The organism is Acinetobacter sp. AOR01_HL (assembly GCF_027855455.1).
Lineage (GTDB): Bacteria > Pseudomonadota > Gammaproteobacteria > Pseudomonadales > Moraxellaceae > Acinetobacter > Acinetobacter baumannii.
Genome location: NZ_JAKTIM010000013.1, coordinates 21,030 through 41,698, shown reverse-complemented (window position 1 = coordinate 41,698; position 20,669 = coordinate 21,030). Strand labels below are relative to the sequence as shown.

The window sequence follows — 20,669 nt, the reverse complement described above, 5'->3', positions numbered from 1 at the left end:
TTATGCAGTTACTTTAGCAACAACACCAGCACCTACAGTACGACCACCTTCACGGATCGCAAAACGTAGACCTGGGTCCATTGCGATTGGGTGGATTAATTCTACTGACATTTCAACGTTGTCACCTGGCATTACCATTTCAACGCCTTCTTTCAACTGGATCGCACCAGTTACGTCAGTTGTACGGAAGTAGAACTGTGGACGGTAACCATTTAAGAATGGAGTGTGACGACCACCTTCTTCTTTAGAAAGTACGTATACTTCTGCGTCGAATTTAGTGTGCGGCTTGATTGTACCTGGTTTAGCAAGTACTTGACCACGTTGTACTTCTTCACGCTTAGTACCACGAAGTAAGATACCACAGTTCTCACCTGCACGGCCTTCGTCAAGAAGTTTACGGAACATTTCTACGCCAGTTACAGTTGTTTTAACTGTATCTTTAATACCAACGATCTCTACTTCTTCACCAACTTTGATGATACCAGCTTCAACACGGCCTGTTACTACTGTACCACGACCAGAAATTGAGAATACGTCTTCGATTGGCATCAAGAATGCTTTGTCGATTGCACGCTCTGGCTCTGGGATGTAAGAGTCAAGTGCTGCTACAAGAGCAAGAACTGATTCTTCACCGTAAGGACCAGCTTCACCGTTAAGCGCTGCAAGAGCTGAACCACGGATTACTGGAGTGTCATCACCTGGGAAGTCATAAGTAGAAAGAAGTTCACGTACTTCCATTTCTACTAATTCAAGTAATTCTTCGTCATCAACAAGGTCGCATTTGTTTAAGAATACGATGATGTAAGGTACACCTACCTGACGAGAAAGAAGGATGTGCTCACGAGTTTGTGGCATTGGACCGTCAGTTGCAGCACATACAAGGATCGCGCCGTCCATCTGAGCAGCACCAGTGATCATGTTTTTAACGTAGTCGGCGTGGCCTGGGCAGTCAACGTGTGCGTAGTGACGAGTTGGAGAATCGTATTCTACGTGTGATGTATTAATTGTAATACCACGTGCTTTTTCTTCAGGTGCTGAGTCGATTTGTGAGTAATCTTTCGCTTCACCGCCGTAAGTTTTTGCACAAATTGTTGCAATCGCAGCAGTTAAAGTTGTTTTACCATGGTCAACGTGACCGATTGTACCCACGTTTACGTGTGGTTTATTACGTTCAAACTTGGCTTTAGCCATGATGATCTTCCTTTATTAACTACTCATGGAGGGTCGCTCCATGAGCACTTGGTTTTTAACTAAGAATTAGTTAGGGCTTATAGTAATCGAAAGATTACTCGTCGTCACCTTTTTTACCGCCAGCTTGGAATTTAGCGATGATGCCTTCAGCCACGTTACGTGGAGTTTCAGCATATTTAGCAAATTCCATTGAGTATGTCGCACGACCTTGAGACATAGAACGCATTTGAGTCGCGTAACCAAACATCTCAGCAAGTGGAACTTCTGCTTTAATTGCTTTTGTTCCACCAGGAAGATCGTCCATACCTTGAACCATACCACGACGACGGTTTAAGTCACCCATGATATCGCCCATGTAGTCTTCTGGAGTCTCAACTTCAACTTTCATGATAGGTTCAAGAAGAACAGGATCTGCTTTCATGAAACCATCACGGAATGCGTAAGAACCAGCCATTTTGAACGACAATTCGTCAGAGTCGACATCGTGGTAAGAACCGTCAAAAAGAACAGCTTTAACGCCTACAACTGGGTAACCAGCCAAGACACCATTCTTCATACGTTCTTGAATACCTTTGTCAACTGCACCGAAGAATTCTTTAGGTACTACACCACCCACAACTTCTTCAGCGAATTCGTATTCTTTACCAGCAGCTTCAACGTCAAGCGGTTCTAAACGAACATATACGTGACCGAATTTACCTTTACCACCTGTTTGACGTACGAATTTACCTTCTTGCTCAACAGTTTTCTTAATCGTTTCACGATAAGCAACCATTGGTTTACCGATATTCGCTTCAACACCGAATTCACGCTTCATACGGTCAACGATGATGTCAAGGTGAAGCTCACCCATACCAGCAATAATTGTCTGACCAGATTCTTCATCAGTGTGAACACGGAATGAAGGGTCTTCTTTAGCCAAACGGCCTAAAGCGATAGACATTTTTTCTTGGTCAGCTTTAGTTTTTGGTTCAACCGCTAACTGAATTACTGGATCTGGGAATTCCATACGTTCAAGTGTAATGATGTTTTTCTCATCACATAATGTATCACCAGTAGTAACGTCTTTAAGACCTACACACGCTGCGATATCACCTGCACGGATTTCATCAATATCTTGACGTTCGTTTGCGTGCATTTGCACGATACGACCGATACGTTCACGCTTAGATTTAACTGGGTTATAAACAGCATCACCTTGTTTAAGAACACCAGAGTAAACACGTACGAATGTTAAGTTACCTACGAATTTGTCGTTCATGATTTTGAACGCAAGCGCAGAGAACGGAGCTTCGTCAGATGCTTCACGAGACGCTTTAGTTTCGTCTTTATCGTCAAGGATACCTTCGATCGCTTTAACTTCTGTAGGTGATGGTAAGAATTCAATTACAGCGTCCAACATACGTTGAACACCTTTGTTCTTGAATGCAGAACCACAAAGCATTACTTGGATTTCAGAAGCTAATGTACGAGCACGTAAACCTGCGATGATGTCTTCTTTAGAAAGATCACCCTCTTCAAGGTATTTGTCCATTAACTCTTCAGAAGCTTCAGCAGCAGCTTCAACCATGTTTGTACGCCATTCTTGAGCAGTATCAACTAGGTCAGCTGGAATCTCGCCGTATTCAAACTTCATACCTTGAGAAGCTTCATCCCAGATAATTGCCTTCATTTCGATAAGGTCAACTACACCAGTGAATGTGTCTTCAGCACCGATTGGCACAACGATTGGCACAGGATTCGCACCAAGACGTGTTTTCATTTGTTCAACAACACGGAAGAAGTTTGCACCAGTACGGTCCATCTTGTTCACGAATGCTAAACGAGGCACTTTATATTTGTTAGCCTGACGCCATACAGTTTCAGACTGAGGCTGTACACCACCAACTGCACAGTAAACCATGCAAGCACCGTCAAGAACACGCATAGAACGCTCAACTTCGATTGTGAAGTCAACGTGTCCCGGTGTATCAATTACGTTGATACGGTGTTGTGGGAATTGGTTACCCATACCAGACCAGAAACAAGTTGTTGCAGCAGAGGTAATTGTAATACCACGCTCTTGCTCTTGTTCCATCCAGTCCATTGTTGCTGCACCGTCGTGTACTTCACCAATTTTGTGAGATACACCTGTGTAGAACAAAATACGTTCAGTTGTAGTTGTTTTACCTGCGTCGATGTGCGCAGAGATACCGATGTTACGGTAACGAGTAATTGGGGTTTGGCGAGCCATGATGTCTACATTCCTAAATGTTATCTTTAAAACAGGGCGCACCAATTAAATTGATGCGCACGAATACTCAAGCGGGGCAACTTAAATACCCGCAAAGCCCCCACTTTGGTAGAGAGCAATGTTGAATCTAGCTACTGTATGCATGAGTATTCTCCTGATTAGGGACTGTTTTATCCGCTTAGAAACGGTAGTGAGAGAAGGCTTTGTTAGCTTCTGCCATACGGTGCACGTCTTCACGTTTTTTGATCGCAGCACCTTTGCCTTCAGCTGCATCAAGCAACTCGCCAGCAAGACGTAAAGCCATAGTTTTTTCAGAACGCTTAGCAGCAGCATCTACTAACCAACGCATTGCTAAGGCAGTACGACGGGATGGGCGTACTTCCATAGGTACTTGATAAGTAGCACCACCAACACGGCGTGCTTTTACTTCGACCATAGGACGAACTTTTTCAAGAGTAGTCTCGAAAAATTCAACTGGGTCTACTTTGTTTTTTTCTTGAACGCGTTCTAAAGCACCGTAAACGATACTTTCAGCAATAGATTTTTTACCATCTTGCATTACGTGGTTCATGAATTTAGCGATTGTTTGGCTGCTAAATTTAGGATCTGGAAGGATCTCACGAGCAGCGACTACGCGACGTCTTGGCATTTTAATACACCTAATAATATGACACTTCAGGATGATCCAGCAGTTTGTACAAGTGTCATGTACACGACGCTGGCCTTACTATACGTCGCTTGAATTACAAATCTATGAAGAATTCAAACAAGCGAAACGCTAAAGGGCTTTTGGACTAGTTTCCCAGAATTACTTCTTAGGACGTTTAGCACCGTATTTAGAACGTGATTGGTTACGATCTTTAACACCAGCACAGTCTAAAGAACCACGAACGGTATGGTAACGTACACCTGGTAAGTCTTTAACACGACCACCACGGATAAGAACAACACTGTGCTCTTGTAAGTTATGGCCTTCACCACCGATGTAGCTAGATACTTCAAAACCTGAAGTTAAGCGAACACGGCAAACCTTACGCATAGCTGAGTTAGGTTTTTTAGGTGTAGTTGTATAAACACGTGTACAAACACCACGACGTTGTGGACAAGCCTTCAACGCAGGAACTTTGGATTTTTCAACCAAAGTCGTACGACCCTTACGGATCAACTGATTCGTTGTTGCCATATGGCAATTCTCCCGTTATTAAAAAACCTTAAAAAGAAAACACCTCTTTTTAAGGGCACATAATTGTAAGCCAAGATGCAAAAATGGTCAACATGGCAGCAGTTGCCAAATGTTGACCATATCAATGATTGACAGGATTATTTACAAATTTAAATAGGGGTGAAATTTAGTTTTCAAACCCTACCTTTGTAATTGTATTGTTAAGAGTACTTTTGCCCCTCTATAACGTCATCATTTTCTTCACTTTCAGGCTCTAATGCTGGCTTTTGTTCACTATGTTCATGTTCAACTACATGTTTCTCTGCAAGATGCTCAATTCCTTGGTGAACATTTTCTTGAACTTTTTCTTCGCTTTTTTCAGAAGTATTTGATTTGACCACAACAGATACTTTTGAAATTACATCATGATTTTCAATTTTATGATGCTGCGCAACATGGACACTACCATTTTCACCCACATTTAAAAGACGTGGGCTCGCTTTTTGAATTAGAGTTACCGCCGCGTAGTATGCCTGTAATGGTGATAAATGCTCATTTGGATGTTCATTTAAATAATGTCTTGCTGCACCGAAAATAGCTTGTGCCTTATGGCCTACATCTTCTTGTAACTTCCAACTATAAACAGCACTAAGCACTGCACCAGCTACTGGAGTAAACTTGCCTACCACAGCAAGTTGCGGAACTTTATTTAACCAGTTCCATTTAAACTCACCATTTTCATCAACTAACCAGCTTTTTAAGGTTTCAATATCATTTGAAGAGCCAAGTACTTGCTGGAACTGTTGAATGTCTTGAGTCTCCAACATATTTCGTAAGGCTTTCAGTGCCAAGAGTAAAGTCTGCTTTTCCGCAATTAAGCTGATATCAACTTCTTTAAAAATAAATTCAACAACGTCTTGGTCAGTTGCTTCGGTTAAATCAAAGCCGTGTGATCTACCTGTTTGGTAAATTGTTCTCAAAACTAGGACTAATGAAACTGGAATATCTACGGCTGCTCCAACCATTCCAGATACGCCCGTAATTGCACCTTGAATACTGGCAATCAATTTATTTTGTTCAATAAGTGCCTGACTTAAACGTTGGGAGCGTGAGGTATCTTTTGTAAGCTCAAATAAGTCTTTAGCCCCCGCTTCTTCTAAAATTTTTTCAGTTAACGTACTTTTCGAACTAAAGTCATTCAACCAATCAAATAAATAGCTTGATATTTTTTCATTCCAGTCAGGTGAAATAAATGTAGCGATACCATTGACCTTTCTAAAATGGCGTCCAAATACCTGACGAGTAACTTTAGGTAAATGTTCACGTAACATTTGTTGTGGGCTTTCATACTGCTCCACTTCAAACGGACTTTTATTTCTGGCACTACCTTCTACTGTTTTGCCATTTGAAAGTGGCTCAACCAATTTACTTACCTCACCAATTTGACTTTGCTGCAAGATGTTTAAACCAGTAGAACTGAGCTTTTTAGCCACTCCGAAGACCTGAGAAAACAAATTGTCAGATTGATTATTATTAAATTTTGTCATCCAGTACCTCGATTTTTTAATTTATCTAATTAGAGATAAATACTAGGTGGAATGTGGATTTATCTCAACTTGAATGTGTGTATTTTAGTTAACCCTAAATGCAACATACTGTGTATTTGGTTATTTTTTTTAAATGCAAAATTGACATAAAGATTTGCCATAAGAAATAAAAAACCTTTCTGCTATCATGGTAGCAACGAAAACATGGGTCTACTGTTCTTACAGCTATATTCTCCTATCATTTAATAGCTGCTCATGATCATAGACTTTAAATATCACCATAAAGGGACCTGTAGATGAAACGTGTTGTAATCACTGGTATGGGTATTAACTCATGTATCGGTAACTCTTTAGAAGAAGTTACTCATTCACTTAAAAATGGAATCTCCGGGACACGTTTTAACCCAACTTATGCTGAACTCAATTTTAAAAGTCATGTCAGCGCTGCGGCAGAACAAGATTTTGACAATATTGATCGTAAATTAAAACGGTTCATGGGCGTATGTGCAATGTACGCTTATAACTCTGCTGTTGCAGCCGTTGAACATGCTGGCTTAAAAGCAGAAGATTTAGCAGATAATCCACGTTATGGTATTGCCGGTGGTTCAGGCGGTGGTTCAACTGCTTCTGTTGTAGAAATGACTGAGCTTTTAGAAACTAAAGGTGCTCGTAAAGTTGGACCTTTCTTTGTTCCACGTAACATGACAAATACAATCACTGCAAACGTGGGTGTAGCATTTAAACTTCAAGGTATTGCTCACTCAATTGCAAGTGCTTGTGCAACTTCTGCAGACGCAATTGGTTATGCATATAACCTTATCGCTCTAGGCAAACAAGATCTTATGCTTGCTGGTGGTGGTGAAGAAGATCACTGGTCTCAAAGCCTATTGTTTGATGCAATGGGGGCTTTGTGTTCTAAATACAACGACACACCTGAAACAGCGTCTCGTCCATATTCTAAAGACCGTGACGGTTTCGTTATTGCTGGCGGTGGCGGTTTCGTTGTTCTTGAATCTCTTGAACATGCTCAAGCACGTGGTGCAAATATTCTTGCTGAAGTTGTTGCTTATGCTGCAAACAGTGACGGTGCTGACATGGTCGCTCCAAGTGGTGAAGGTGCAACTCGCTGTATCTTGATGGCTCTTGAAGAAGCGAAACAACACGGCGTAGATAAAATTGACTATGTAAATACACATGGTACTTCTACACCAGCAGGTGACGTGACTGAGCTTAAAGCAATGGAACGTGCTTTCGGTGAAGGTAAAGTTCCACCTCTTAGTTCAACTAAATCTATGACTGGTCACAGCTTGGGTGCTGCTGGTGTTCATGAGGCAATTTACTCTGTATTAATGCTTCAAAATGACTTTATTGCTCCAAACATTAACGTGACTGAGCTTGATGAAGGTACTGAAGGCTTTGATATTGTGCTTGAAAAACGTGATGCAAAATTGAATACTGTAATGAGTAACAGTTTTGGCTTTGGCGGTGTAAACGCTTGCCTAATTTTCAAGAAGTGGGATGCATAATCCCACCTAGGATTAATAATGGATGCACCTTCTGATGCTTTTTTGTGGGTAAAAGCATTACATATTATTGCTGTGGTTTGTTGGTTCGCTGCTTTGTTCTACTTACCACGTCTTTATGTTTACCATGCAATGAGTGATGATGCGGCAAGTCATCAACGCTTTGAAGTGATGGAACGTAAGTTGTATCGAGGTATTATGTGGCCGTCTATGATTGCCACATTAATTACCGCACACTTTCTTGTAGAGTGGGGCGATGCAACTCGACATTACCATGAAGCCACTTGGTTTTATCTAAAAGTTGGATTAGTGGCTTTATTAGTGATCTACCATTTAGTTTGTGGTTACTATCGCAAAAAGCTTATTGGAAATGCTCACTACAAATCACATAAGTTCTGGCGTTTCTTCAATGAAATGCCAACCTTAATTTTATTTGCTGTTGTGATTTTAGTTGTTGTAAAACCTCAGTTTTAACTGGGGTTTTTTATTATCTAGGACTCTCATCTCATTCTCTTATACATTTTACTGACTCAACCTATTCATAATTTATTATTCAGAGCAAAAGACTTTTATACCAGTCTTAATACATTCTTATAAAAACATCTCATCTTTTTTATAAATTCAATCAACAGAAAGGATAAAGCATGAAAAGTCTGGCTTTTATTCATCGTAACGATACTCGCTTTGCGGTCGGTGATTTTTATCCAGTTCTTTCTGTTTTTTCCTACCATGAGTTAGGCAATACCCTCTCACCCTTCTTACTACTCGACCATTTAGGTCCCGGAAAAATTGCACCTTCTATGAAACGTAGAGGAGTTAATGATCATCCCCATCGTGGATTCGAAACGGTAACACTTGTTTATGCAGGTGAACTGGAACACAAAGATTCTTCTGGTGGAGGTGGATTTATAAGTGCTGGTGATGTGCAATGGATGACCGCAGCCTCTGGTGTGATTCATCGGGAATTGTTTAGTGAAGAGTATTCTCGATCTGGTGGTCCCTTTGAAATGATTCAACTTTGGGTCAATTTACCAGCAGCAAATAAAATGAATTCTCCGCGCTATCAAAGTTTAAAGAAAGCTGAAATACCGATAGTGAAACTGGAAAATGAAGCTGGATTTGTACGTATTATTGCAGGGCAGTTTAAGCATGTTATAGGCCCTGCACTCACTCACACTCCTATTACCGTATTAGATGTAGAGCTTCAGGCAGGTCAACAAACTGCCTTCCCTGCTCAATCTGGTGAAACAGCTTTAGTTTATTTACGTTCAGGTCGGGCACAATTTCAAAAAGATGAAGACGTTTTAGAGGAACAAGGCCTAGCAGTCATGTCAAACCAAGGAGAGCATTTCTCTATTACTGCCCTGCAAAGCTGCAAATTACTTATTTTGACTGGACAACCCATCACAGAACCGATTAATGGTCATGGTCCATTTGTAATGAATACTTATGATGAAATTTTACAAGCCTATGATGATATTAAAAATGGAAGATTTGCCAAGTAAAACAGGCCAACTGCCGCATGAGAAATAAATGACAGTTATTTGAGTCTGTCTTTCAACATAGTTGATGTATGTTATGCTACAAACCAATAGATGAACTTATTTACTAGCAAAACTATGTTCACTCTCAACGCTTTTAAACTTGTCATATATCGACAATTTATTATTTTCACCCTTTTTATATTTCGTCACTTAAAAAGCTATCCGATTCGATTTCTTACACCTGAAGAAAAAGCTTTAGCACAAAGGGTGTTTGGGAGTTTGCTAGATTGTGAACGTCCTAAAATTATTGCTACTCGTTACTTACCGTGGCAAGCGCATGGAATTTTAATGGCTCCAAATGGGAATATATACGTCAATCTTTCTGACTACAGCAGTAATTACGCGCTAGAGTCTAAATTCATACAAGGGATTTTTATTCATGAGCTAGCTCATGTTATGCAATACCAACGAGGTATTCATGTATTACTAAAAGGTGCGTTACTACAATCCGCCTACTATCTGAGCTTTAAATATTACAATCCTTATAAATATACTTATCATCCTCAGAAAGCATTTAGTTCTTACAATATTGAGCAGCAAGGAGAAATTGCTAGAGATATCTGTTCAGGTAAACTGCCAAATATCATTTGTTTACCTCAACTTGATTTGTAACCAAATAATCCAGTTTGTTTTCAACGTAACTTTTTTGCTAACTTATCAATAGAAATTTGATAAACAAAAAACATAAAAATAAAATTGAGATCTGAATTTATTAATGTCAAATTATTGAAAATAAGTATAAAAACTTATTTCAAATTTTTGAGCGATAAGGCAGTATACAAACAATAAAAATAATGAAGCTTGTTTCTATTGTATACAGAAAATCTCGTTATTTTTACGCAGAAAATATGTGATTGGTATATATTATTGATCTTGACATTTTTGTTTACTATTTTACGTGTTTATTATCGTGCTATACACATCGTTGAAAAATTATATCCATAAAAATCAACACTATGTGTATTTATATTCGTTATGATCTAGGATTAGGTTTGAATGAAAAGTTTTAAAGTTGCCCTTGCTCAGTTTTCTCCGCATATTGGCAATATTGACTCAAACACCCAAAAGATGATTGAGCAAGCAAATCAGGCGAAAAAACAAGACGCTGACCTGATTATTTTTCCTGAGCTTTCTGTGATTGGTTATCCAGCTGAAGACTTATTGTTACGTCCAAATTTAAATAAGCGGATGCAAAAGGCTTTTGCTCAACTTAGTGAAGTTAAAGATATTGTGATGGTTTTCGGCTTCGTAAACCAGACAGAAGATGGCCAACGTTATAATTCAGCTGCTGTCATGAAAGACGGTCAGGTGTTAGGTGTCTTTAATAAACATAACTTGCCAAACTATGGCGTTTTTGATGAAAAACGTTATTTCCAAAAAGGCCATCAGCACTTGGTGTTTGAGTACTTAGGCCATAAGTTTGGTGTACTCATTTGTGAAGATATCTGGTCAATCAATACAGTAAAACAATTAAGCCAATTAAATGTTGATACTGTACTTGTGCTTAATTCATCGCCATATGAAGTGGGTAAACCACAGCATCGTAAACAGACATTAAGTGAGCTTGCAAAGCAGCTTCATTTAAATATTGTTTATGTTAACCAAGTTGGTGGACAAGATGATTTAATTTTTGATGGTACAAGTTTTGTCAGCAATCAAAATGGTGAAATTGCTTTACAAGCACCTAGCTTTAAAGAAGATCTCTATATTGCTGAATTTGACCGCGATACAAAATTATATAAAGTTGTCGAGTCTGCTCCTGCACTAGAAACTTTTGCAGAGATCTATCAAGGTCTAGTCATGGCAACACGTGACTATGTAGAACGCTCAGGTTTTCCTGGAGTAATTTTAGGTCTTTCTGGTGGTATTGACTCTGCCCTTACGCTTGCTATCGCAGTTGATGCAATCGGTGCAGAGAGAGTTCAAGCTGTGATGATGCCATATACTTACACTTCTCAAATTAGTGTAGAAGATGCAGCGGAACAAGCTCGCCGTATGGGCGTGACTTTCGGTATTGCCGAAATTCATTCAATCGTAAATAGCTTCATGCAAACTTTGTATCCGTTCTTTGGTAATTCACCAGCCGATGCGACTGAAGAAAATTTACAAGCGCGTGCTCGTGGCACATTGCTTATGGGCTTATCTAACAAGTTTGGTAATTTAGTCCTTTCTACAGGTAATAAATCTGAACTTTCAGTTGGCTATTGCACACTTTACGGTGACATGGTGGGTGGCTTTGCTGTTCTCAAAGATGTTTATAAAACAATCGTGTTTGAATTAGCAAAATACCGTAATAGCTTAAGTGAAACTCCGGTTATTCCTGAGCGTGTAATTACTCGCCCACCTTCAGCAGAACTGCGTCCAGATCAAAAAGACCAAGACTCTTTACCAGCGTATGATGTATTGGATGCTATCCTTTATGCATACATTGAGGAAGATTTAGGTCAGGCAGACATTATTGCCAAAGGTTTTGATAAAGAAGTTGTTGAAAAAGTCATCCGTTTAGTTGATCGTAATGAATATAAACGTCGTCAAGGTGCGATTGGCCCGAGAATTACTTCTCGTGCATTTAGTCGCGAACGACGTTATCCGATTGTCAACGGTTGGACAGCGAATGACTGAGCAGAAAAACTCATCAAAAACTACAGCACTTGCTCAAGCACTTTTGCTTGAGCAGGTGGAATTTTTCAAAAAACAATTATCTATAGAAAACTCACCTATTTATTTCCGGCAATTTATTCAGCTTTTTATGCAACATGCCGACGAAATTAAACTTTATGAAGTTGTGGATTTAGAGCAATTACAAGCCGTTGTGAAACGCTATGCTTTTGAAATGCAGCTCGGTGCAGGCTTGCTTGAGTTTATTGGGGAAATTGCACAGCGTATTTATTTATCTGCCATGAAATCTCCAGTTCAGCTACAAGACTTGGTATCCGATCACCAGTTTGAAATGTGGCTTTCCAAGTTTTTGGAAATGGAGCATATTCCACATTATTTCAATCAGTTTTTAAGAACTAGCCCATCTGTCCAACAGCTTTGCCAATATATTGCTACTTCAACCTTAGAACAAAAATTACCAAAATTTCTAACGGCATCTAGAGTGGATGACTACCATTTTGAATGGCAACATAAACTCAAAAAATTCTCTTTTTTACAGCAACAACGTCTTGAGCATAAGCTTGAAACGTGGATTGCCAGCTTTATTCATGAACAACTGACAGAATTAAGCCTTTTATCGGCTGAAGATTTAGAAAGCTTAGTACGTCATATCTGGGAAGATATTAGACATAAAAAAATCTATGAGTTTATGAAACAGCTCACTCCTCTCGATGTTGAGGAGTTCTTTGTTTTAATTTATGAATACTGGAAAGAATTACGACAGTCACAATTTATGCAAGGTCTTATTTTGTATGGTGTCGAAGTTTTTTATGATTTTTATAAAGACCAAAGTTTATTTGAAGTATTAAGTGCAATTGGTTTATCCGAAACTGACTTACAAACTGAAGCTTTACGTTTTTATCCAAAAGTTATGGATGCCTTTAATGAACACGGTATTTTGGAACCATTACTTCAAGCGCTCTTAGCTCCTTTTTATCAAAGCTCAAAAACACTCGATATAATTGAAAAACATTTTAGTGAGTAAAAAATAGATAAAAAGAAACCACGCAGGAGCGTGGTTTTTAAAATGGTGGCTATGACGAGACTTGAACTTGTGACCCCCGCATTATGAGTGCGGTGCTCTAACCAACTGAGCTACATAGCCGTAAACTGTGTGCGCATTATCTATAGTTCTGTATAGCAGGTCAATACTTCAAAACTCTTTATGCCCACCAAATGAACAAATATGATTCAGATCACCATTATTTGTTCATTTTTTAGCAAATTCTTACTTTAAGCAATTGATCGGCCACAGAAATATATTAAAGATCTAATACCAATTTTTTACCTTTTGCTCGTGATACACAAATCATCATGCTCTTTTGTGAAGCTTTTTCGGCATCACTTAAGTATTGATCGAAGTGTTCTGCTTCACCTTCTAAGATAGCGGTTTCACATGTACCACAAACCCCTTCTCGGCATAGACATTCCACATCAATATTTAATGTCTCGATGGCTTGTAAAATAGTCTGGTTACTTTGTACTTCAATTTCCTGATTAGATTTGGCAAGTACCACCGTAAATGCTTCACCATCTTCAGGAACTGTTGAGGCAAATTGTTCCCAATGAATGTATTCATCGCGGTAACGGTGCTTGTTACAACAATCAATCACCGCATCAATCATAGGTTTAGGTCCACATACATATACATGTGTGCCTTTTGGTTGCGATGAAATTAATTCGTCTAAATTAAGCATGCTGCCTTCTGAGTCAACATAACTAAATACATGCCCTGCATGTTTCTGTGTTAGCTCATCAAGTAAAGCTGCATGTTCAGGTGAACGGTAAGCATAGTGCAGCTCATACTCTGCTCCACGTGCTGCCAGCTCATCCATTTGAGGTAAGAATGGTGTAATACCAATACCACCAGCTATCAAGATATGTTTATTGCCTGTTTCAGCTAATGGAAATAAATTTTTTGGTTCTGAAATCTGGATTTCACAGCCTTCATTGCACTGATCATGCATGAAAACTGATCCGCCCTTACCTTCCACATCCTTACGAACGCAGACTTGGTAAGTTGATAAATCTTGCGTACAGCTCATCAATGAGTAGGCATTGGAAAGTTGTTCATTCATTTTGACAATAATATGGCTTCCCCCACTAAATCGAGGAAAGTTCTGCCCATCTTGACGTTTGAACGTAAACCGTTTGATTAAAGGGGTTAGCTGTTCCACACGAGTAACAACCGCTGGGAACATTTCATAATGACTCGCCATATTAGAATCCTTCTTTTACCGCATATTTTTGTTGTTAGGGCTTATCCTTAAAGCCCTAAACACATGTATTTAATGGTCATGAATTCTTCAAGACCATATTTTGAGCCTTCACGCCCAACACCTGATTGTTTCACACCGCCAAATGGTACAACTTCATTTGAAATTGCAGTGGCATTCATACCGACCATTCCATATTCAAGCTGTTCTGACACTCGCCATAAACGTGAAATATTTTCGCTATAAACATACGCAGCCAAACCGAAGATAGTGTCATTTGCTTGAGCAACCACATCTGTTTCATCTGTAAAGCGAATGAGCGGCGCAACTGGACCAAAAATTTCTTCTTGGACAATTTCCATTGTACGGTCAACGTTAGTTAAAACTGATGGTTCATAAAAGGTTTGTCCTAAAGCATGCTGCTTACCACCACAGGCAATCTTAGCGCCTTTGCTCACTGCATCATCAATTAACTGCTGTGCTTTCAAAACTGCTTTTTCATTAATTAATGGACCAATTTGTACGCCATCTTCCAAACCATTACCGACTTTAAACTTTTGTACTTCTTGTACAAACTTCTCGGCAAAAGCTTGATAAATATTGTCATGTACATAAATGCGGTTAGCACAAACACAGGTCTGGCCTGCATTACGGAACTTGGCAAAAATCGCGCCTTGTACAGCTTTATCTAAATCGGCATCATCAAACACAATCAGAGGAGCATTTCCGCCCAACTCAAGCGCCAATTTTTTAATGGTGCTTGAACACTGCTGCATCAGTAAACGGCCCACTGGTGTTGAACCAGTGAAAGTCAACTTCTTCACTTTTTCATGTGAAGTAAATACCGAGCCAATTTCTTGAGATTTACCAGTAACAATATTAATCACACCAGCTGGTATACCTGCCTTTTCTGCAAGCTTTGCAATCGCTAATGCACAGTAAGGTGTTTCATTGGCTGGCTTAATCACGACAGTACAACCCGCTGCTAAAGCTGGCGCTGCTTTACGGGTAATCATGGCAATTGGGAAATTCCACGGCGTAATCGCAGCCACCACACCTACAGGTTCTTTACTGATAATAAAGCGCTGCTGGTTATTTACCGTTGGAATCACATCACCATAAATACGCTTGCCTTCTTCGGCAAACCATTGAATAAATGATGCAGCATAGCGAACCTCACCTTTTGCTTCTGCTAAAGGCTTGCCTTGCTCAATGGTCATGATTAAAGCAAGTTCATCGGTATGATCGAGAACCAGTTTATGCCAAGCCAATAAGATATCAGCACGGTTTTGGGCCGTTAAAGCTTTCCAACTTTGTAAAGCCGTATAGGCAGCTTCAACTGCTTGGGTTGCCTCCGCTGCTCCCATATTAGGAATTGTGCCAATTTCTTCGCCTGTAGCTGGGTTACTCACTGGAACCGTGGCATTTGACTGTGCAGCTAGCCATTGCCCATTAATATAGGCTTGTTGCTGAAATAGTTCAATACTTTGTAAACTCGACATATCGTCTTCCTAACTGAAGAATCAGGTGTAAGTCATGTTTACACCTGAATAAATCCCTTTGTTTTTATTGATGGTACTGCGCCACAAGATGTTGGAAGTAAGCAATACCATGCTCACTGATACCAGAACGTTGCTTGTCAGTCATGATACGGCCTTGACCACGATAACCACGTGATTTCAATCCACGTTGTACGCTCTCTACCAAGTTCAAATCTTCCGGGCGGAATACATTGCGATACCATTCAATCAAATCTTTTTGATCTTGAGTCAGTTCTTCGTTCGTAAAGTAAATATCGTAATGCTGCAAAGTTGTTTCCGCATCAACAGGGAATTCATAAATAACTGTCATGAAGTTGCTGCCTGGTGGTACGTTGAACATGGTACAAGGCCAAGTCCAGAAACCATGAAATTCAGGATCTGTTACTGATGGATCAAGTTTGAATGACTTCTCAGATGAACGCGCAAAACCATATTGCAATGTCCAGTTTTGATGCGTTGTGTGCCAGTATTTATCGACTTGTACAGAGTCAGCAAAGCCTGGATGTGCAGGTCCACAGTGGTAGCATTCCATGTAGTTATCAACAATCACTTTCCAGTTTGCTGGTGTTTCTGTCACAAAGCGTGCTGCCAATTTTAAATCTTTAATCACACCACATGCTTGATTTAAACGCTCAGCAAAGCCCGGGAGCTGGTCTTCTACACAAGTCGCATTTTCATCCATATTAATAAATACGAAACCTGCATATTCTTCGACTTTTAAAGGCACCATGCTTGAGTTTTCTTTATCGAAAGATTCAACATGGTCACAGTTACGTGCCAAAGCTAAGCTACCGTCTAGCTTAAACGTCCATGCATGATATGGGCAGGTAATTACATTTTTTGCTTTACCACTACCGCTTAAAAGTTCATGACCACGGTGCGGACACACATTATAAAATGCGCGTAGAACACTATCTTTACCACGAATGATGACAATATTTTCACCAATCACTTTACGGGTAATATAGTCATTTGGCTGAGCCAACTCACTACCATGTGCAACGCAGATCCAGCTTTTAGCAAAGATTGCCTCTTTCTCGTGCTCGAAAACTTGAGATGAAGTATAGAAAACTTTAGGGAAAGTCCATGCAACATCTGGGTTTGCGCAAAAATCTTCAGGTAATTTTTCAACTGCACTCATGTTTTTACTCCATTAAATTCTTTTCGTCCAAATGACTCGATATTACATTGATGTCTTTTCGGCACTGCTCAACATGCGATGTATTGCACTTAGCATGTTTTGATATAAATGTTGAACTTCCGGACAGTCACGCATCAGACGTAGACTGCCATGTAATAAACCTTTACCTAAATGAAACTCGTTAGGGATGCCTGCTTGTTCCAGTTTTTGGGTAAAGAGATAACCGTCATCACTTAAAGGGTCATATTCAGCAACGGCTACAAAACTTGTAGGCATATCTGAAAAATCAGTTGCCAATAAAGGGGCTAGACGTAAATCCTGCCAATCTTGTGAGTCCGGAGCATATTCCTTTAAATAAAAATGCATATCTTCTGTCGTTAACAACGGCGCATGGGCGTGCTTTTGTGCGGATGGGGTATCAAATGCTGTCGTTAAACATGGATAAACCAATGCCAGCCCTTGAGCTTGTAAACCACTATGTTGTAGTTCCACTGCAAGGGCAGCTGCTAAATTACCGCCCGCGCTATCGCCTGCTAGAACGATATTTTCACTATCGATTTGCCAAGCTGAACCATGTTGTTTAAGCCATTGATAAACTGCTAAACAATCTTCAAAAGCTGCCGGAAAGCGATGCTCTGGTGCCAAGCGGTAATCCACACTAATAACAACCGCATTTAAGTCCTTACACAAATAACTGGTAATAAACTCATGTGAATCGAGTCCACCCACCATCCAACCACCGCCGTGTAGATACAACACACATGGCCAACCAGACTCAGGTCGATTTGTTTTTGGTAAATACACACGAACAGGCACAGGATGCTTTTCATTTGCAATCACTCGATCTTCTACATCTAACTTGTCATCACGTGGCAAAGTGTAGTGTCGGCACATGGCATCATATGCTGCACGGACTGAGTCAATATCTGCATCTGCTGGTGAATAAATGCTGCTCCAATACACAAGGCTTTGCATTTCTTCACTTAAGGCATAAGTAGCCTGTTCATATGTCGTCATTACCGTTCCTTCTAGCTGGTTTTTCTATCCAGTTTGATTGAGCTTGCAAGCTCAAGCTGCATCCGTTTTGCATGTTCATCTTGAGTCTGGTTTAAACCAATTTCCGCATCATCATAACCTTGTTGCTCAATCAAATGTGATGGGACTTTGGCATAATCCTGTATGAGCCATTTCACTAAGCCATAAGTCTGAATCAGAATAATCACGATGAATGGTAAAGCCGTCACAATAGTTGCCGTTTTCATGGTGTCTAATGGTGCTTTACTAAAGATCATGGCAATTGGAACCAAAGTCAGCATGACACACCAGAACAGACGTGCATTTGGCGATGGATCTTGCCCTTCACTTAAACCGCGTGTACATGTTGCCGAAACCGCATACCCTACTGCATCCATGTGTGCTGCCAAGAACACCACCATAATGCCGAGGAAAATCCACATCATGAGTTTTCCGGCAGGTAACAGGCTAAGCAATTGACCAATTGCAACCTCACCACCTTGTTGGCTCAAGATTTGTGGCACATTTACAGCCCCATGAATAAAGCTATAAACGCTATAGTTTTCAAACACACCAAAGATGAACCAAAGACCAACACTGCCACCAATGACCATGGCAAAGATCACTTCTTTAATAGTACGGCCTTTAGAAACACGCGTTACAAAGAGTGCCACACCCGGTGCATATGAAATCCACCATAACCAGTAGAAAACAGTCCATTCACGAGTAAACTTGCCGTCACCCATTGGGTCGGTAAACAAACTCATATCGACAAAGTTGGTTGCCATTAACCCGAAACTCATTAATGAATTATTCAAAATGAATTGAGTCGGACCAAAGCAAAGTACATAAATTGCAAATAACACTACACCCAAGCACACCATATGGCTTAAACGCTGCATGCCCTTGTCCATACCTACATATGAACTGAGTGCGAACAGAACTGAAACTGCCAAAATAATGATGACCTTGGTCATAAAGGTATTTGGAATACCTGTGAGCTGAGACAAAATATTGGTAAATGTCACGGCAGTGAGTACCAATGAAATCGTCAATGCACCGAACATGCAAAGCAAGAACATTAAGTCGACTAAACGACCAACCACGCCGGTTGATTTAAAGCCTGTCACAGCCTCAATCACTGAAGCTAAACTTAAACCCTTGTTTTTTCTCACATGATAGCTGTAGCACAAAGAAATTGATGCCAAAGCATAAATTGCCCATGCACTTAAACCTGAGTGAAAAAATGAATAAGCCACGCTATATTTCAATGCTTCTGCTGACTCAGGCGGTAAGCTCAAACCCGGGGTTTGATAATAGTAGGCCCAGTCCAAAAAGCCCCAGTACAATGTAGAAGACCCAATACCCGACAAGATGAACATAAAAATCCATGACATTGTGCTGTATTGAGGTTTTCCTTCTCCAAGCTTAATTTTTCCGTATTTACTAAAGGCAAGACCAAAAGTAAAAATAATGGCTAAAAAAGCAAACAGTAATACTGGGGTTGTAAATACCGATGTCGTCCACTGCATCCATGTTGCAGCAATCTTTATCGATTCTTGCGAATAAATCGCCAAACCAGCAACTGAAATAAATACAAACAGTAAGCTGGTTACGGCAAGAAATTTATCCGTATAAATTTTTGTGTTTTGATTATCCATATCCATACATCCATTTTTGGATGGCGTTATTCCATAGCGAATACGTCCATTTTAGTTTGGGCTACACATGATGCAATTGCATCTCCTACCTCATAAGTCTTTGCTTGACCGCCGATATCGGCTGTTTTTGGGCCATTAATTAATACATTCTCAATCGCCTGCATAATATCTTGACCCACTTGGATACAGCGCTCGTCTTCTTCACCAAAGAATTCGAACATCATGGCACCCGACCAGATCGCAGCGATTGGGTTGGCAATTTGTTTACCGTAAATATCTGGTGCTGAACCATGGACAGGTTCAAACAGTGATGGAAATTTTCTTTCTGGGTTTAAATTTGCCGATGCCGCTAAACCAATGGTTCCCGTACATGCAGGACCTAAATCGGAAAGAATATCGCCAAATAAATTCGATGCCACAACCACATCAAAACGTTCAGGTTGTAAAACAAAACGAGCCGCTAAAATATCAACATGCTGTTTATCAGCTTGAATTTGTGGATACTGTTTTGCCATCGCATCAACGCGCTCATCCCAGTACGGCATGCTCACTGCAATACCATTTGACTTGGTCGCTGCGGTAATTTTTTTCGCATCTCGCTGATTTGCAAACTCAAATGCATAACGCAAAATTCGGTCTACGCCATGACGTGTAAATACGGCTTCTTGTAAAACAAACTCGCGGTCTGTTCCTTCAAAAGCTTTACCGCCAATCGCTGAGTATTCACCTTCACTATTTTCACGAACCACGTAGAAGTCGATATCGCCCGGTTTTTTACCTACCAATGGACATTTCACACCCGGCATTAAGCGCACTGGACGTAAATTCACATATTGGTCAAAACCACGACGGAACTGGAGCAGCGAACCCCAAAGCGAAATATGGTCAGGCACTTTATCTGGCCAGCCTACAGCACCAAAATAAATTGCATCGTAGCCCTGCAAAGTTTCAAACCAGTCATCTGGCATCATTTTGCCGTGCTCAAGGTAGTAATCACAGCTTGCCCAATCGAAAGCATCTAACTGAAGATCAATGCCGTACTTCTCTGCTGCTGCCTTTACAACCTTAATACCTTCTGGTAGAACTTCTAAACCAATGCCATCGCCTGCAATCGTGGCAACTTTATATCTTTTTGCCATAAGCTTCCTTCACACCTTCGACTAATATCCTTGTATGGCTTAAACATGATGTTTTAAGCAAAAATGATCAACAACAGAACTATCACTCCAATGAACACG

General features: G+C 40.2%; 17 protein-coding genes and 1 tRNA gene. 6 read left to right on the top strand and 12 right to left on the bottom strand.

What is annotated here, in order from left to right:
* From tuf to MKL62_RS02345, 5 genes are all read right to left on the bottom strand, one after another.
* Entirely contained in the window at positions 1-1,191 is a 1,191-nt protein-coding gene (gene tuf / locus MKL62_RS02365; protein ID WP_001029610.1) for an elongation factor Tu, read from the bottom strand.
* Between the two features lie 94 nt (positions 1,192-1,285).
* Complete coding sequence (fusA, locus tag MKL62_RS02360) at positions 1,286-3,424, bottom strand: elongation factor G (RefSeq protein WP_000113824.1); 2,139 nt, start codon at positions 3,422-3,424, stop codon at positions 1,286-1,288.
* A gap of 178 nt (positions 3,425-3,602) precedes the next feature.
* Entirely contained in the window at positions 3,603-4,073 is a 471-nt protein-coding gene (gene rpsG / locus MKL62_RS02355; RefSeq protein ID WP_001138055.1) for a 30S ribosomal protein S7, read from the bottom strand.
* Positions 4,074-4,232: 159 nt separating this feature from the next.
* Entirely contained in the window at positions 4,233-4,607 is a 375-nt protein-coding gene (rpsL, locus tag MKL62_RS02350) for a 30S ribosomal protein S12 (protein ID WP_000246374.1), read from the bottom strand.
* A 200-nt stretch (positions 4,608-4,807) separates the two neighbouring features.
* Positions 4,808-6,133, bottom strand: coding sequence for an EcsC family protein (locus tag MKL62_RS02345; RefSeq protein ID WP_000160012.1), 1,326 nt, complete (start codon positions 6,131-6,133; stop codon positions 4,808-4,810).
* A 296-nt stretch (positions 6,134-6,429) separates the two neighbouring features.
* On the opposite strand from MKL62_RS02345, the gene MKL62_RS02340 reads away from it, so the two are divergent.
* The 6 genes from MKL62_RS02340 to MKL62_RS02315 all read left to right on the top strand — a co-directional run bounded on the left by MKL62_RS02340 (position 6,430) and on the right by MKL62_RS02315 (position 12,843).
* Positions 6,430-7,659 carry a beta-ketoacyl-ACP synthase II gene (locus MKL62_RS02340; protein WP_000832709.1) on the top strand — a complete coding sequence of 410 codons (1,230 nt, stop codon included), beginning with the start codon at positions 6,430-6,432 and terminating at the stop codon, positions 7,657-7,659.
* Positions 7,660-7,677: 18 nt separating this feature from the next.
* Entirely contained in the window at positions 7,678-8,130 is a 453-nt protein-coding gene (hemJ, locus tag MKL62_RS02335) for a protoporphyrinogen oxidase HemJ (protein WP_000339888.1), read from the top strand.
* 170 nt (positions 8,131-8,300) lie between these two features.
* Positions 8,301-9,161, top strand: coding sequence for a pirin family protein (locus MKL62_RS02330; RefSeq protein WP_000838088.1), 861 nt, complete (start codon positions 8,301-8,303; stop codon positions 9,159-9,161).
* A 90-nt stretch (positions 9,162-9,251) separates the two neighbouring features.
* Positions 9,252-9,812 carry a hypothetical protein gene (locus MKL62_RS02325; RefSeq protein WP_001048354.1) on the top strand — a complete coding sequence of 187 codons (561 nt, stop codon included), beginning with the start codon at positions 9,252-9,254 and terminating at the stop codon, positions 9,810-9,812.
* A gap of 384 nt (positions 9,813-10,196) precedes the next feature.
* Positions 10,197-11,822 carry an NAD+ synthase gene (locus MKL62_RS02320; protein ID WP_000834616.1) on the top strand — a complete coding sequence of 542 codons (1,626 nt, stop codon included), beginning with the start codon at positions 10,197-10,199 and terminating at the stop codon, positions 11,820-11,822.
* On the top strand, positions 11,815-12,843 hold the full coding sequence (locus MKL62_RS02315; protein WP_005129456.1) for a hypothetical protein: 1,029 nt from the start codon (positions 11,815-11,817) through the stop codon (positions 12,841-12,843). Before MKL62_RS02320 ends, MKL62_RS02315 begins: the two co-directional genes overlap by 8 nt.
* A 43-nt stretch (positions 12,844-12,886) precedes the next feature.
* Here MKL62_RS02315 and MKL62_RS02310 read toward each other — a convergent pair.
* From MKL62_RS02310 to MKL62_RS02280, 7 genes are all read right to left on the bottom strand, one after another.
* Positions 12,887-12,963, bottom strand: a tRNA-Met gene (locus MKL62_RS02310).
* A gap of 157 nt (positions 12,964-13,120) precedes the next feature.
* Positions 13,121-14,077: a carnitine monooxygenase, reductase subunit CntB gene (cntB, locus tag MKL62_RS02305; protein WP_000146428.1), complete on the bottom strand. Its 957-nt coding sequence runs from the start codon at positions 14,075-14,077 to the stop codon at positions 13,121-13,123.
* Between the two features lie 47 nt (positions 14,078-14,124).
* Positions 14,125-15,576: an NAD-dependent succinate-semialdehyde dehydrogenase gene (locus MKL62_RS02300; protein ID WP_005129457.1), complete on the bottom strand. Its 1,452-nt coding sequence runs from the start codon at positions 15,574-15,576 to the stop codon at positions 14,125-14,127.
* Positions 15,577-15,640: 64 nt separating this feature from the next.
* Positions 15,641-16,756, bottom strand: coding sequence for a carnitine monooxygenase subunit alpha (cntA, locus tag MKL62_RS02295; protein WP_001277084.1), 1,116 nt, complete (start codon positions 16,754-16,756; stop codon positions 15,641-15,643).
* 42 nt (positions 16,757-16,798) lie between these two features.
* The gene (locus tag MKL62_RS02290; protein ID WP_005129459.1) at positions 16,799-17,773 is read right to left on the bottom strand and encodes an alpha/beta hydrolase; all 975 of its coding nucleotides are present in this window, start codon (positions 17,771-17,773) and stop codon (positions 16,799-16,801) included.
* An 11-nt stretch (positions 17,774-17,784) separates the two neighbouring features.
* Positions 17,785-19,437, bottom strand: a complete 1,653-nt coding sequence (locus MKL62_RS02285; RefSeq protein ID WP_086222352.1) for a BCCT family carnitine transporter — start codon at positions 19,435-19,437, stop codon at positions 17,785-17,787.
* A 20-nt stretch (positions 19,438-19,457) separates the two neighbouring features.
* The gene (locus MKL62_RS02280; RefSeq protein ID WP_005129460.1) at positions 19,458-20,570 is read right to left on the bottom strand and encodes a tartrate dehydrogenase; all 1,113 of its coding nucleotides are present in this window, start codon (positions 20,568-20,570) and stop codon (positions 19,458-19,460) included.
* Between the last annotated feature and the right edge of the window lie 99 nt (positions 20,571-20,669).